The sequence below is a fragment of the Serratia sp. CY74737 genome (assembly GCF_052166775.1).
Classification (GTDB): domain Bacteria; phylum Pseudomonadota; class Gammaproteobacteria; order Enterobacterales; family Enterobacteriaceae; genus Serratia; species Serratia ureilytica.
On record NZ_JBJNOF010000008.1, the window covers coordinates 178,138 to 193,816 of the forward strand.

10 protein-coding genes are annotated in these 15,679 nt (G+C 62.5%); 2 read left to right on the forward strand and 8 right to left on the reverse strand.

Annotated elements, in window-relative coordinates; all coding sequences use genetic code 11:
• Nucleotides 1-6: 6 nt before the first annotated feature.
• From ACJ8PE_RS13650 to purL, 5 genes are all read right to left on the reverse strand, one after another.
• Nucleotides 7-1,629, reverse strand: a complete 1,623-nt coding sequence (locus ACJ8PE_RS13650) for an NAD+ synthase (RefSeq protein WP_025303930.1) — start codon at nt 1,627-1,629, stop codon at nt 7-9.
• 130 nt (nt 1,630-1,759) lie between these two features.
• On the reverse strand, nt 1,760-3,100 hold the full coding sequence (glrR, locus tag ACJ8PE_RS13655) for a two-component system response regulator GlrR (RefSeq protein WP_033644111.1): 1,341 nt from the start codon (nt 3,098-3,100) through the stop codon (nt 1,760-1,762).
• Nucleotides 3,097-3,969, reverse strand: a complete 873-nt coding sequence (gene qseG, locus ACJ8PE_RS13660; protein ID WP_197793460.1) for a two-component system QseEF-associated lipoprotein QseG — start codon at nt 3,967-3,969, stop codon at nt 3,097-3,099. The genes glrR and qseG overlap by 4 nt, the downstream gene beginning before the upstream one ends.
• A gap of 3 nt (nt 3,970-3,972) precedes the next feature.
• A complete protein-coding gene (locus tag ACJ8PE_RS13665; protein ID WP_046897768.1) occupies nt 3,973-5,409 on the reverse strand; it encodes a sensor histidine kinase in 1,437 nt (478 codons plus the stop codon).
• Between the two features lie 886 nt (nt 5,410-6,295).
• On the reverse strand, nt 6,296-10,186 hold the full coding sequence (gene purL, locus ACJ8PE_RS13670) for a phosphoribosylformylglycinamidine synthase (RefSeq protein WP_197793461.1): 3,891 nt from the start codon (nt 10,184-10,186) through the stop codon (nt 6,296-6,298).
• Nucleotides 10,187-10,464: 278 nt separating this feature from the next.
• On the opposite strand from purL, the gene mltF reads away from it, so the two are divergent.
• The gene (mltF, locus tag ACJ8PE_RS13675; protein WP_033644113.1) at nt 10,465-11,925 is read left to right on the forward strand and encodes a membrane-bound lytic murein transglycosylase MltF; all 1,461 of its coding nucleotides are present in this window, start codon (nt 10,465-10,467) and stop codon (nt 11,923-11,925) included.
• Here the strand turns inward: mltF and tadA are convergent, their stop codons facing one another.
• Nucleotides 11,926-12,432: a tRNA adenosine(34) deaminase TadA gene (tadA, locus tag ACJ8PE_RS13680; protein ID WP_033644114.1), complete on the reverse strand. Its 507-nt coding sequence runs from the start codon at nt 12,430-12,432 to the stop codon at nt 11,926-11,928.
• Between the two features lie 117 nt (nt 12,433-12,549).
• Between tadA and ACJ8PE_RS13685 the strand changes: the two genes are divergently transcribed.
• A complete protein-coding gene (locus ACJ8PE_RS13685; RefSeq protein ID WP_033644115.1) occupies nt 12,550-13,602 on the forward strand; it encodes a DUF2157 domain-containing protein in 1,053 nt (350 codons plus the stop codon).
• 45 nt (nt 13,603-13,647) lie between these two features.
• On the opposite strand, the gene yfhb is transcribed toward ACJ8PE_RS13685, so the two are convergent.
• Together yfhb and ACJ8PE_RS13695 are read right to left on the reverse strand one after the other, a co-directional pair.
• A complete protein-coding gene (gene yfhb, locus ACJ8PE_RS13690) occupies nt 13,648-14,304 on the reverse strand; it encodes a phosphatidylglycerophosphatase C (RefSeq protein WP_046897770.1) in 657 nt (218 codons plus the stop codon).
• 3 nt (nt 14,305-14,307) lie between these two features.
• On the reverse strand, nt 14,308-15,669 hold the full coding sequence (locus ACJ8PE_RS13695) for a PTS transporter subunit EIIC (protein ID WP_033644117.1): 1,362 nt from the start codon (nt 15,667-15,669) through the stop codon (nt 14,308-14,310).
• Nucleotides 15,670-15,679: the final 10 nt, after the last annotated feature.

Sequence of the window (15,679 nt, forward strand, 5' to 3'; positions counted from 1 at the left end):
TCCTTATTACCAATTTTTGCGGCCAAAACCGGATGTGATGGGGTAGCGGCGGTCTTTGCCGAAGTTACGGGCGGTGATGCGCGGCCCGACGGCGGCCTGACGCCGCTTGTATTCGTTGATGTCCACCAGGCGGATCACCTTGCGCACGATCGCTTCGTCGAAGCCTTCGGCCACCAGATCGGCGACCGACTTGTCACGCTCAACGTAGCCTTCCAGGATCGCATCCAGGATATCGTACGGCGGCAGGCTGTCCTGATCGACCTGATCCGGCGCCAGCTCGGCGGACGGCGGACGATCGATTACCCGCTGCGGGATCACGTAGGAGACGGTGTTGCGGTATTCGGACAGCTTGAACACCAGCGTTTTCGGCACGTCTTTCAGCACATCGAAACCGCCGGCCATATCGCCGTACAGCGTGGCGTAACCGACCGCCATTTCGCTCTTGTTGCCGGTGGTCAGCACGATGCTGCGGCGTTTGTTGGACAGCGCCATCAGCACCACCCCGCGGCAACGCGCCTGCAGGTTCTCTTCGGTGGTGTCGCGCTCGGTGCCGGCGAACATCGGCGACAGCTGGCCCATAAAGGCATCGAACATCGGCTCGATGGAGACGATATCGAACTCCACGCCGAGGATTTCCGCCTCTTCCTTGGCGTCGGCGATGCTGATGTCCGCGGTATAGCGGAACGGCATCATCAGCGCCTGCACCTTGTCTTTACCTAACGCATCCACGGCGATCGCCAGCGTCAGCGCCGAGTCGATGCCGCCGGACAGCCCCAGCACCGCGCCTTTAAAGCCGTTTTTGGTCACGTAGTCGCGCACCGCCAGCACCAGCGCCTGATACACCTGCGCCAGCTGCGGCAGTTCAGCGGCCGGATCGGCCATCGGCACCACGGCCAGCTCGTTGAATTCCAGACGAGTCACCTGCTCGTCGAAGGCCGCCAGACGGTGGGTCATGGTGCCGGCGGCGTCGAAGACCTTGGAGCAGCCGTCGAAGATCAGCTCATCCTGGCCGCCGACCTGGTTGAGGTACACCAGCGGCAGCTGGGTGCGCTGGCAGTGGCCGGCCATCAGCGTTTTGCGGATATACGGTTTTTCGCGGTTATACGGCGAGGCGTTGATCGACAGGATAATCTCCGCGCCGGCGGCCTTGGCGGCGTCGATCGGCTCCGGGAACCACAGATCTTCGCAAATCAGCAGCCCCAGACGGTAGCCTTTCAACTCCACCACGCAGGTGTCGTTGCCGGCGTGGAAATAGCGCTTCTCATCGAACACGCCGTAGTTCGGCAACTGCTGCTTGAAGTAGCGGGTCAGCAGGCGGCCTTCGGCAAACAGCGACAGCGCGTTGTACAGCTTGTCGCCTTCGCGCCACGGGTGGCCGACCAGGATCGCCGTCTCGGCGGAAGCCTGCTGCAGGCGCAGCAGCTGCGCGTCGCAGCGCTGATAGAAGTCATTGCGATACAGCAGGTCTTCCGGCGGGTAGCCGGACAGCGCCAGTTCGCTGAACATGACCAGATCGGCTCCCGCCTTCTGCTGCTCCTGCACGATTTGCAACATGCGTTCGGTGTTGCCTTCAATGTCGCCGACCAGCAGGTTCAGCTGGGCCAGGGCGATGGAAAGTGATCTGCTCATTTGTGTACGATCCCGCTTAATACGTTCCATGGTGCTCTACGCCGGGGCGCGCCGCGGCAAAGAGAACGGAGTGTAAATCATTCCGCCGGATTTGTTGAGAACCTGCGTGGCAGGCGCCGGCGGGAATCTGTCATTCTTTGAAATCGTTGGCGTCCAGCTCGTGACGCGACAGCAATTTGTAAAACTCGGTGCGGTTGCGGCCCGCCATGCGTGCGGCCTGGGTCACGTTGCCCTTGGTGATCTGCAGCAGCTTGCGCAGGTAGTGCAACTCGAACTGGTTGCGCGCTTCGGCAAAGGTCGGCAGCGCGGTGTTTTCCCCTTCCAGCGCCTGTTCCACCAGCGCCTCGCTGATCACCGGCGCCGAAGTCAGCGCCACGCACTGCTCGATGACGTTGACCAACTGACGCACGTTGCCCGGCCAGCTGGCGGTCATCAGCCGCTTCATGGCGTCGGTCGAGAAGCTGCGCACGAACGGCTTGTGCCGCTGAGCCGCTTCGCGCAACAGGTGATTGGCCAGCAGCGGAATGTCTTCGGCGCGCTCGTTGAGCGCCGGGATCTTCAGATTCACCACGTTGAGACGATAGTAGAGATCCTCGCGGAACTCGTTCTTCGCCATCGCCTTTTGCAGATCGCGGTGGGTGGCGGAGATGATGCGCACGTCGATGTCCAGATCGCGGTTGCTGCCCAGCGGCCGCACCTTGCGCTCCTGCAGCACGCGCAGCAGTTTCACCTGCAGCGACAGCGGCATGTCGCCTATCTCGTCGAGGAACAGCGTGCCGCCCGCCGCCGCCTGGAACAGCCCTTCGCGGCTGCTGACCGCGCCGGTGAAGGCGCCCTTGGCGTGGCCGAACAGTTCGGACTCCAGCAGTTGCTCCGGCAGCGCCCCGCAGTTGATGGCGATGAACGCCTTGCCGGCGCGCGGGCTGGCGGCGTGGATCGCCTGCGCCAACACCTCTTTGCCGGTGCCACTCTGGCCGTTGATCAACACGCTGACGTCGGACTGGGCCACCATTTTCACCTGCTCCAGCAGCCGCAGCATCAACGGGCTGCGGGTGACGATGTCTTCACGCCAGGCGTCGTCACCCGCGGGGGAGGCCGACAGCGACAGCGCCTCGTCGATGGCCTTATAGAGCGCATCGCGATCCACCGGTTTGGTGAGGAAGCTGAACACCCCCTGCTGGGTGGCGGCCACCGCATCGGGAATCGAACCGTGCGCGGTAAGAATGATCACCGGCATGCCCGGCTGATGCTTTTGGATTTCGGCGAACAGCGCCATGCCGTCCATCTCATCCATGCGCAGATCGCTGATCACCAGATCGATCTGTTCGCGCGCCAACAGGCGCAGCGCTTCCTGGCCGCTTTCGGCGGTGGTGACGTGAAAACCTTCGCTGGTCAGGCGCATGCCCAGCAGCTTCAGCAGACTGGGATCGTCGTCAACCAATAACAGGTTGGCCGGTTTGCGTGCGGTCATTGCGCGTGGGACTCCTTATTGGCGGGATGCGGCGTATAGGTGTCTTCCGGTTCAACCGGCAGCGCGGTGCCTTTTTCCGGTTCGTCCTGCGTTTCAGCGCCTTTGGCGGCAGCGCCGCTTTTACCGGCGGCTTCGCCCTTCTGCTGGCCCGCGCCGTTTTCCGGGATTTCCCCTTGCAGCTGCTTGCGCGATGAGAGCTGGCGCTCGATATCGGTCAGGTTTTCCAGCTTGCGCGAGGTGTCCTGCAGCTGCGACTGCAGGCGCGCCTGATTCTGGCGCAGCGAATCGATCTGGCTGTCGCTGCTCTCCTGCAGATGCTGATAGCGCGCTTTCTCATCGAACAACGTGATCTGTAGCATCTGCTGCTGGCGCCACAGCTGCGTCAACGGACGCAGCGAACCGGGGAACTCCATCCGGTAACTGTTGATCCTGTCGAGCATCTGGCGGCGTTCACCGGAGGTCGGCTGTGCGCTCCCCAGCAAGATGCTCTGTTTGAAAACGCCGGACCAGCTATCGCCCGGCACCGTTTTCGCCAGCGCACGCGCCTGGGTCGAGCCGATGCGATCGGCGCAGTCCATCGCGCGCAGCCAGTAGAGCGCGTTATCCAGCGCGTCCTTGTCGTCCAATTGCCACAGGGTATCGCAGGCCGCGGTGCGGTAATCGATCACCTTGGTATCCGGGATCGCCTCTTGCTGCTGAGGGTTCAATCCGCCGCTGACGGCGCGATCGACGCAGCCCGCCAGCAACAGCGGCATAAAGAAAACGGCGCCCAGCCAGCTGATCGGGCGTTTGCCGAGCGGCGCTCTGTGCGTGGCACGCGGTGAACGTTCGGTCTGTGAAAGACGAAGGCGTTTAGACCATGTGTACATTATTTATTCATTCTCGGCGGTTAACGGCAGTTCAATGCGGAAGCAGACGTCTGCACCGGCGACCGTCGCCAGTTGCAGCTCACCGCGCATGCGACGGATACAGTCCTGAGCGATGCTCAACCCCAGTCCGCTTCCTTTTACCGCCCCTTTTCGCTGGTGACTACCCTGGAAAAAAGGCTCGAAAATCATGGCTCTTTCAGCCTCGGGGATCGGCGTGCCGGTATTGGCGACGTCGATTTGCACCCGTTGTCCAACCTGACGGCTGCGGATCCAAATGTTACCGGATTCCTTGCCGTAGTGCACCGCATTGGAGTAGAGATTATCCAGCACGCGCATTAATAGCGTAGGCTCTGCCCAGCAGATTTCCGCTTCCAGTGCGATTTCGGTGGAAATCATCTTCGCCCGCGCCGGTAAACTGTGCGCGGCGACCACCAAATCGACCATCTCGCGCAGCTCGACGTTCTCGTGCTCCGCCGGGCCATCGGCCAGTTTGCGGTTGTAATCCAGCAGTTGTTCAATCAGCTGCTGCAGGTGGCGGCTGCTGTTGTCGAGGATCGCCACCACCTCTTTCTGGTCGGAAGTCAGCGGCCCCGCCACCTCGTCGGCCAGCAGTTCGGTGCCTTCGCGCATGCTGGCCAACGGCGTTTTCAATTCGTGCGAGATATGGCGCAGGAACTCGTGGCGCTGCGACTCCAGCCACGCCAGCCGTTCGCTCAGCCAGATGATGCGCTGCGCCAGCGAACGCAGCTCGCGCGGCCCTTTGAACGATGCGGTGCTGCCCAACGCGCGCCCTTCCCCCAGGCGGTTGATCATCCGCTCCACGGCCTTGACCGGCCCGATGATCATGCGGGTGAACAGCACCACCAGCAGCACGCTGACCAGGAACAGCAGCAGCGCCTGCCAGCCGAAGAACTGGCCGCGCTCGGCGATGGCCTGCTGCAGCTGCTGGCCGCGCGAGAACACCACCGCGCGCGTGGCCTGCACCATTTCGGCATTGGAGCGCGAGAACGACTCGAGCAAGGCGGAGGCTTCTTGGTCCGGCCCGCTGTTATGGCACTTGATCGCCGCCAGCTGGGTCAGCAACTGACGCAGCGTTTGGTAATAGCGCTCGTCCGGCAGAATCGGCGCGTGGGCGTCCAGCATCTGCGAATACTGCTTGCGCTGATTTTGGTACAGCTTCTGCAGCGTGGGCTCAACCAGCACGCAGTACTGACGATAGCTGCGCTCCATCTCCAGCGCCACGCTGGTCATCGCCTCGCTGCGCCGCGCGTCCACCAGCGTGGTGCGGTTGATGTCCGCCGCCTGCGCGCTCAGGTGATCCAGACTCTGGTAGGCCTGATAGGCCAGCACCAACAGCGGCAGCAGCACCAACAGGAACGCCAGCAGCACCAATTGCCGCAGCGAACGGGGGAATAAACGCCATTTTTTCAACGAAATCATCTCATTCTCTCAGGCCTGTCACGATGCTAACTGACTCGCCGGAAAGAGAAAAGCCCGGCAAGGGAGAATCCTGAACGCACAAGGAAAAAGCCGCGGGATCGGTGAACCGCGCCGATAAGGTTGGCCTGCCGATGGCATACGGCCCCGGTAACAAAAACCGATACGAAAGCGAGAGTGTGGGAATAGCGTCTGCGTTCGAGGGCATAGGCAACGAAACAGGAGTAAGCGCAGCGTTGAGAATTGACGCCGGGGCAATAAGCTTGCCCCGCCGCAAGGAAAGTGTGGATGCCCTTGAACCTCGTCCCCAGGGTGATGTAGCGCAGCGGCTGGCATCGAACAGGACGAATAGCATCCGTAAGTATCCAGGATTGATGAACCCTTCATCACAGTTGGATACAGGCGGTGCCTCACTCCACGTGTCGCCCGATGCTTGATAAAGCCGCTTGCGCGGTCTGTTATCGGTTTGGTTGGACGATAGGCACCATTTCTTTGGCATCATTCGGAGGCTTATGAGGCGATTTGCCGTCTAATTACGGCGCCGTCATAAAAAGGTGAATGAGCAACCGCAGAGAATAATGCACGTTACGTGCCAACTTTGCAATTAAATTAATAAAAAATTGATTTTACTAAAAAATAAATAAAATCCTGCCGTTTGATTCGCCAATTCCGCGCCGGGCAGTGATGAAATAAACACCGCTCTGTCGCCAAACGCCGACAACTAAAGTCAAACCTGTTTACCGATAATAAAATCAATGGGTTAAATGTCTCCATTTAGCGACAACCAAACCAGCGCTTGTCGCAAAATGCAGACACTGCCGCCAATCGCCGAGTGCCGGCCATAAAAAAGGCGCAATTGCTTGCGCCCTCTGTACGGTGGTGGCCGTTTTTAGCCCAGTTGCTTACGGGCGTTGCGGAACATGCGCATCCACGGGCTATCCTCGCCCCACTCTTCTGGGTGCCAGGAGTTGCTGACGGTGCGGAACACGCGTTCCGGGTGCGGCATCATCACCGTTGCGCGCCCGTTGGCGCTGGTCACGGCGGTGATGCCATTCGGCGAACCGTTCGGGTTAGCCGGGTAAGCTTCCGTGACCTGACCGGCGTTGTTGACGAAACGCAGCGCCACCAGGCCGTGGCTTTCCAACGCCGCCAGATGCGCCGCATCGCGCACTTCGACATGCCCTTCGCCATGGGAAACGGCGATCGGCATGCGCGAGCCGGTCATGCCCTGCATGAACAGCGACGGGCTGGCCGCCACTTCCACCAGGCTGAAGCGCGCCTCGAAGCGATCCGACAGGTTGCGCACGAAGCGCGGCCAGTGTTCGGCGCCCGGGATCAGCTCACGCAGGTTGGACATCATCTGGCAGCCGTTGCACACGCCCAGCGCCAGCGTCTGCGGACGGTGGAAGAACGCCTCGAACTCGTCGCGCACCCGCTCGTTGAACAGGATAGACTTCGCCCAGCCTTCGCCGGCGCCCAGAACGTCGCCGTAAGAGAAGCCGCCGCAGGCCACCAGCGTGTGAAAGTCCTGCAGATCGCGACGCCCGGCCAGCAGATCGCTCATGTGCACGTCCACGGCGTCAAAGCCGGCGCGGTGGAACGCCGCCGCCATTTCAACGTGGGAGTTCACCCCCTGCTCGCGCAGCACCGCCACTTTCGGGCGAGCGCCCTTGGCGATGTACGGCGCAGCGATGTCTTCCTCGGGTGCGAAGGTCAGCTTCACGTTCAGGCCGGGATCTTGTTCATCCTGCTTGGCCTGATGTTCCTGATCGGCGCACGCCGGGTTGTCGCGCAAACGCTGCATCTGCCAGGTCGTTTCCGCCCACCAGGTGCGCAGGGTATTGCGGCTTTCGCTGTACAACGCTTTGCCGTGCTGATTGATGACGAAACGATCACCGGCCTGTACGCTGCCGATGTGATGCACGTTGTCGGTCAGACCGTGCTGCGCGAACGCCCGCTTCACGTCGTCAAGACGTTCGGCGCTCACCTGGATCACCGCGCCCAGCTCCTCGTTGAACAGCACCGCCAGCGCATCGTCGCCGAGGCCATCGAGGTTAACCTCTACGCCGCAGTGACCGGCGAAGGCCATCTCCGCCAGCGTCACCAGCAGGCCGCCGTCAGCGCGGTCGTGATAAGCCAGCAGCGCGCGATCGGCCACCAGCTGCTGCATGGCGTTGAAGAAGCCCGCCAGCTGCGCGACATCGCGCACATCGGCCGGTTTGTCGCCCAGTTGGCGATAAACCTGCGCCAGCGCGGTAGCGCCCAGCGCGTTATGGCCGTTGCCCAGGTCGATCAACAGCAGCGCGCTGTCGCCCTTATCGGTGCGCAATTGCGGCGTCACGGTCTGGCGCACGTCTTCCACGCGGGCGAAGGCGGTGATGACCAGCGACAGCGGCGAGGTCATTTCACGCTGTTCATTGCCCTCCTGCCAGCGGGTTTTCATCGACATGGAGTCTTTGCCCACCGGAATGGTGATGCCCAGCGCCGGGCACAGCTCTTCGCCCACCGCTTTCACCGCTTCGTACAGGCCGGCGTCTTCACCCGGGTGGCCGGCGGCGGCCATCCAGTTGGCGGACAGCTTCACGCGCTTCAGGCTGCCGATTTCCGTGGCGGCCAGGTTGGTCAGCGCTTCCCCGACCGCCAGGCGGCCGGAGGCGGCGAAGTCCAGCAGCGCCACCGGCGCGCGTTCGCCGATCGACATCGCTTCGCCGTAATAGCTGTCCAGGCTGGCGGTGGTGACCGCGCAGTCGGCCACCGGGATCTGCCACGGGCCGACCATTTGGTCGCGCGCCACCATGCCGGTGACGGTGCGGTCGCCGATGGTGATCAGGAAGGTTTTCTCCGCCACGGCCGGCAGATGCAGCACGCGCTTCACCGCGTCGGCCAGCGTGATGTTCTCACGCTGTACCGCCTGGCCCTGCGCCTGCAGACGGGTCACGTCGCGGGTCATCTTCGGCGTCTTGCCGAGCAGCACGTCCAGCGGCATGTCGATCGGCTGATTGTCGAAGTGACGATCGTTCAGCGTCAGATGTTGCTCTTCGGTCGCTTCGCCGATCACCGCGTAAGGCGCGCGCTCGCGGCGGCAGATCTCGTCGAACTGCGCCATCTGCGCCGGGGCGATCGCCATCACGTAACGTTCCTGCGATTCGTTGCACCATACTTCCAGCGGGCTCATGCCCGGCTCGTCGTTGAGGATGTCGCGCAGTTCGAAACGGCCGCCGCGGCCGCCGTCGCTCACCAGCTCCGGCATGGCGTTGGACAGGCCGCCGGCGCCGACGTCATGGATAAACAGGATCGGGTTCTGGTCGCCCAGCTGCCAGCAGCGGTCGATCACTTCCTGACAGCGGCGTTCCATTTCCGGGTTGTCGCGCTGCACCGACGCGAAGTCCAGATCGGCATCGGACTGGCCGGACGCCATCGATGACGCCGCGCCGCCGCCCAGACCGATATTCATCGCCGGACCGCCCAGCACCACCAGCTTGGCGCCGACGGTGATTTCCCCTTTCTGCACGTGATCGGCGCGAATGTTGCCGATGCCGCCCGCCAGCATGATAGGTTTGTGGTAGCCGCGCAGCTCGACGCCGTTATGGCTGTTGACGCGCTCTTCATAGGTGCGGAAGTAGCCCAGCAGCGCCGGGCGACCGAATTCGTTGTTGAACGCCGCGCCGCCCAGCGGGCCTTCGGTCATGATGTCCAGCGCGGTGACAATGCGCTCCGGTTTGCCGAAGTCCTGCTCCCACGGCTGTTCAAAGCCGGGAATGCGCAGGTTGGACACCGAGAAGCCCACCAGGCCGGCCTTCGGCTTGGCGCCGCGGCCGGTGGCGCCTTCGTCGCGGATCTCGCCGCCGGAGCCGGTCGCGGCGCCCGGCCACGGCGAGATCGCCGTCGGGTGGTTGTGAGTTTCCACCTTCATCAGGATATGCGCGTCTTCCTGATGGTAGTCGTACGTGCCGTTCTCCGGCGCGGCGAAGAAGCGGCCGACCTGCGAGCCTTCCATCACCGCGGCGTTGTCTTTATACGCCGACAGCACATAGTCCGGCGTCTGCTCATAGGTGTTCTTGATCATTTTGAACAGCGACTTGGGCTGCTGTTCGCCGTCGATGATCCAGTCGGCGTTGAAAATCTTGTGGCGGCAGTGCTCAGAGTTGGCCTGCGCAAACATATAGAGTTCGATATCCGTCGGGTTGCGCCCCAAACCGGTAAAGGCATTCAGCAGGTAATCGATCTCGTCCTGCGCCAGCGCCAGGCCGAGCCGGACGTTGGCCTGCTCCAGCGCGGCGCGCCCTGCGCCCAGCACGGCGACCGACTGATACGGCGCCGGCTGATGGTGCGCGAACAGCTGTTCAGCCTGTTGCAACTCGCTGAAGACGGTTTCCATCATGCGATCGTGCAGCAGCGCGGCGAGCTGGTGCCACTGGGCTTCCGTCAGCTCAGGCGCCTTGACGTAGAACGCCAGACCGCGCTCCAGCCGCAGCACCTGTTGCAAACCGCAGTTGTGGGCGATGTCGGTGGCTTTGGAAGACCAGGGGGAAATGGTGCCCGGGCGCGGCGTGACCAGCAGCAACCGGCCTTCGGGGGCGTGTTCGGCGAGAGAAGGACCGTACTTGAGCAAGCGCTGAAGTTTGGCGTGTTCTTCGGCACTTAGCGGTGCGCTAACATCGGCAAAGTGGACGTACTCGGCGTAGATATCACTGACGGGCAGGTGGGCGTCCTGGCAGCGGGACAGCAGTTTGGTAATGCGAAAAGCCGATAAAGCGGGCGAACCACGCAGAATTTCCATAATCAAAGTTCTCTCGTCTTCGAAGCGACGGATAAGACGCTTCATTGGGCGCAACAGGGGAAAACGCGCGTCATTATAGAGAATCCTCGCCGCCGACGAAACCGTTTGCGTAGGGATTATTGATAAAAGCGCGCCGCACCGTCGAATTGTCATAACGTGTCAATAAAGTTGCACACTGGCGTTTTGTTGCGCAAAATGCCCCCCGCACTGGTGATTTAACCATGAGAAAAGTCGCGGTTGTCGTCGCCGGCGTACCTGTGCCACCACTGGATAACTATTTGAAACGTCTTAAAATAAACTACATCCTCATCGGCGTTGTCACTCTGCTTCTGGCTCTCGCGCTGTGGCCCAATATCACCTGGCGCAGCGGCCAGGGCGGGCAACTCCAGGAGATCATTTCCCGCGGCGAGTTGCGTATCAGCACGCTGAATTCACCGCTGACCTATTTCAACACCAAGCAAGGGCCGGGTGGGCTCGACTACGAACTGGCCAAGCGCTTCGCCAACTACCTCGGGGTAAAACTGGTGGTGATCCCCCATCAGAACATCAATGACCTGTTCGACGATCTGGACGACGACGACGCCGACCTGCTGGCGGCGGGCCTTATCTACAACCAGGAGCGCCTCAGCCGCGCGCGCACCGGCCCCGCCTACTACTCCGTTTCCCAACAGCTGGTGTACCGGCTGGGCACCCCGCGGCCAAAAGGCTTCGCCGACATCAAAGGCAAGCTGGCGGTCGCCTCCGGTTCCGCGCACGTCAGCACGCTAAAGCAGCTCAAACAGGATAAATACCCGGATCTCGCCTGGGAGTCCTCCAGCGATCTCACCTCCAAAGAGCTGCTGGAGCGGGTTGCCGACGGCAAGCTGGACTATACCCTCGGCGATTCGGTGACCATCGCGTTGCTGCAGCGCATCCATCCGCAGCTGGCGGTGGCGTTCGACGTCACCGACGAAGAGCCGGTCACCTGGTACCTCAAACGCGACGGCGATGACAGCCTGTACGCGGCGATGCTGGATTTCTACAGCCAGATGGTGGACGACGGCACCCTGGCGCGGCTGGAAGAGAAATACCTCGGCCACGTCGGCAGCTTCGACTACGTGGATACCAAAACCTTCCTGTCGGCCATCGACTCGGTGCTGCCCAACTTCCGCCCGCTGTTCGAGAAACACGCCAACGAGATCGACTGGAAGCTGCTGGCGGCCATCGCCTACCAGGAATCGCACTGGAATCCGCAGGCCACCTCCCCCACCGGCGTGCGCGGCCTGATGATGCTGACCCGCGCCACCGCCGACGGCCTGGGGGTCAACGACCGCCTCGATCCGGAAGAGAGCATTCAGGGTGGCGCCCTTTACCTGCAGCGGCTGATGGCCAAGGTGCCGGACAGCGTGCCGGAAGATGAGCGCATCTGGTTCTCGCTGGCGGCCTACAACATGGGCTGGGGCCATATGCTGGACGCGCGCAAGCTGACCAAAACGCAAAAAGGCAACCCGGACAGCTGGGTCGACGTCAAACAGCGTCTGCCGATGCTCAGCCAAAAACGCTACTACCCGCAGCTGACCTATGGCTATGCGCGCGGGCGCGAAGCCTACAATTATGTAGAAAACATCCGCCGCTACCAGGTCAGCCTGGTGGGTTATCTGCAGGAAAAAGAGAGAAAGGCGGCGCAAGCGGCCGCCGAGCAGGAAGCGTTGGGGAAAGGCTATCCGACGGTGATGCCGGAACTGGCTCTCAACTACTGATTATTCCGGCTTATCCGCCGCCCGCTGCGCCAGCTTGAGCGCTTTTTTCTGTTCGCGGCGCAGGCGGAAGAAATTGCTCAGGGTGGCGGCGCATTCGTCCGCCAGCACGCCCGAGACGATCTCCACCTGATGATTCATGCCCGGATGGCGCAAAATATCCACCAGCGAACCGGCCGCGCCGGTTTTCTCGTCGGCGGCGCCGTACACCAACCGGCGGATGCGGCTGTGCACCATCGCGCCGGCGCACATCACGCAGGGTTCCAGCGTGACGTACAGCGTGGCGTTCAACAAGCGGTAGTTTTGCAGCACCGCGCCGCCCTGGCGCAGCGCCATGATCTCGGCGTGCGCGGTAGGATCGTGCCGGCCGATCGGCCGGTTCCAGCCCTCGCCGATGACCTGATTGTCCAGCACCAGCAGCGCACCCACCGGCACCTCGCCCTCTTCCTGCGCGCGCAGGGCCAGCTGCAATGCCTGACGCATCCAGTACTCATCGTTATATTCAGTCATCGCATAATTCCTCGTGCGCTTTTGCGGCGGGCATTATACACACTAGCCTCCCTTTGTCGTAGCCGCCCGCCAATGGCTATACTGGCCACATCAGCGTGTGATTCAGGGACAAGAAACATGAAACTCAGTAAAAAGAACGCCGTCGTGGTGCGCAAGGCGCTGGACGGCTGGGTTGGGGAAGGCGCCTTGACCCCCGAGCAACAACAGCAACTGCTGCTGCATGTGGACGTGCAGCCTTTCGACTGGCGACGGCTGGCGCGCTATGCGTTTCTCGCCGCGCTGGCCTCGTTGCTGATCGCCGTCACCAGCCTGTTCGCCGACAGCGCACTGCTTGAATGGCTGAGCGAACTGTTCCGCTTCGACGCGCCGGTGCGCATGGCGATCGCCGGCGTACTGGCGGCGCTGGCCTACGTCTGGGCGCTGCGTCGTCGTCAACGCCACCCGGAAAAACGCTACGGCAATGAGGCGGCGCTGTTTGTCGCCGTGTTGCTCACCGCCTGCGCCTTATGGCAACTGGGCGTCTGGCTGGATAACGGCAGCGGGCGGGTTTCCGTGCTGCTGCTGGTCGCCGCGCTGCTGTACGGCGCCATCGGCTGGTTCAGCCGCTCCGGGCTGGTATGGTGGTTCGCCCTGCTGTCGCTCGGCAACGCCTTCGGCGCCGAGACCGGCTACCTGTCCGGCTGGGGCGCCTACTGGCTCGGCATGAGCTACCCGATTCGCTTTATCGCCTTCGGCGCGGTGCTGATCGCCGCCGCATTGCTGCTGCGGCCGCTATTGGCGCAGCGCGGCCTGCAGCGGGTGTCGCTGGCGATGGGCCTGCTGTACCTGTTCATCGCGCTGTGGCTGCTGTCCATCTTCGGCAACTACGGCGATCTCGACAGCTGGTACCGCGCGCGCCAGATTGAGCTGTTCCACTGGAGCCTGCTGTTCGGGCTGGCCGCCTTCGCCGCCATCTGGCTGGGGTTGAAGCATGACGACGCCATGCTGCGCGGTTTCGGGCTGACCTTTCTCGGCATCAACCTCTATACCCGCCTGTTCGAGTTTTTCTGGGACAGCATGCCGAAGACGATTTTCTTCGCGCTGCTCGGCCTGAGCCTGTGGGCGTTGGGGCATTATGCGGAGAAGATTTGGCAGCTCGGACGCAAACCGCACGACGTAACCGACGACTGATCGCGGCAGCGATAACAGCAAAGGGCGGAATTCTCCGCCCTTTGTTTATTCCAGCTGCTGCAGCTCGCCCTGCTTGCTCACCCGCCAACGGTGCTCGCAAAAAAACAGCAGCGGGTTATCCTGCTTGCTGTCGCTGTAACCGCTGTACAGCTTCAGCGGCGCGCCGAGCCGTTGCTCCAGCTGCACCACTTTTTGTACGCCCAGACAGCGCAAGGTCAGCACCCAGCCGCCATAGCGGCGCGCGATGCGGCTGCCGACCAATCGCACCCGCGGCAGAAACGCCGAATCCCGATACACCTGCGCCACCAGTTGCTCCGGCGAGCCGGTAATCAGCCACACCTCGGCATCGTGCTCATCCAGATACTGCCGCAAGCGCATTTGCACCACCGGAAACGCAGTGACCTTCTGGCGGAAAACCTCGATGAACTGCCGCTCCAGCGCCTTCAGCGTCGCTTCGGTACGCCCGAAGGTGATAGCCCACAACAACAGGCTCATCGGCCAGCGCGCGGCGCGCCCCAGCAGCAACAGCGCCAGGCCAATCAATGGCAACAGCGGTATCACCAGCAGCAAATTCAGCGGTAAACGGCGCAGCAGGAAACGCAAGAAACTGCCGAACATATCCTCCTGATGCAGAGTGCCGTCCAGATCGAAAAAGACCACGCGGCGCCCTGCTGCGGCCGATGGTTGCTGCTTGTCGTTCAAACGCTACTCCTCGGGATCGTTGAACCCCATCATCCAGGTGAAGAGAAAACCGGCGATAATCGTAATCAGCATCCCCGCCAGATACAACATCACCTTACCTGAGACGATGGTCAACGCCAAAGGCAGCCCCGAAATGCCGAAGGTAATCACCGTCGCCACTTTCCAGTAGCTGATCAGCGCGCCGCCTACCGCACCGCCGAGGCAGGCGCCGATAAACGGCCGGCCCAGCGGCAGCGTCACCCCGAAGATCAGCGGCTCGCCGATGCCGAGAATGCCGACCGGCAACGCCCCTTTGATCACCTTCTTCAGCCGCGCGTTACGGGTTTTCAACAGCACCGCCAGCGCTGCCCCCACCTGACCGACGCCGGCCATCGCCAGGATCGGCAACAGCGGGTTGGAACCGTGCGCCTGCACCAGCTCGACGTGGATCGGCACCAGCCCCTGGTGCAAGCCGGACAACACCAGCGGCAGGAACAGCCCGGAGAGCAGCGCCCCGACAAGCAGCCCGCCCTTGTCGATCGCCAGATTGGCGCCGTGGGCGATGGCATCGGAAATGGCGCCGCCGATCGGCTGCAGGATCAGGATCGCCAACGAGGCGGTCACCAGCGTGGTCAGCAGCGGATTGAGGATCAGTTCGACCGACTCCGGCAGCAGCGTGCGCAGGCGTTTCTCCACCCAGCACATCAACGCTACCACTAGCAGCACGGCGATCACCCCGCCGCGCCCCGGCTGCAGCGCCTCGCCGAACAGGGTGATCTGCGCCAGCGCCGGGCTGGAGAGGATCCCGGCCATCACGCCGCCCATCGCCTGTGAGCCGCCGAACACCCGCGCGGCGTTCACCCCGACCAGAATGTTCATGATGGCGAACACCGCGCTGCCGAAGATCGCCAGCAGCCCCAGCGCGTTCGGATAGTCCAACGCCAACTGTCCGGCGATGTCGGGCCGTTTCAGCAGGTTGATGATGCCAGTGATCAGCCCCGAGGCGATAAACGCCGGGATCAGCGGAATAAAAACGTCGGCCAGCTTTTTCAGAGCGCCGCTCATCGGCGCCGCGTATTTCTGTTTGGCCTGCGCCTTGGTGCGGGCGGCGTCACCAACGGCGGGCTGCGCGCTGCCGCTCAGCAAAGCGCGCATGGCGTCCACCACCTTGGCGGCGGCGCCCGGGCCGACGATAAACTGATGCTGTTCACCCTGCTTGATATAGCCCTTCACGCCGGGCAACTGCTTGAGGGCCGCCAGATCCAGACGCTGTTCGTCGCTGACCTCGACGCGCACCCGCGTCATGCAGTTCTCCAGTTTGAGGATATTGCCCTCGCCCCCCACGCCCGCCAGGATCTGTGTCGCCAATGCCGTTGTCTTGTCCATCGCCGCCCCC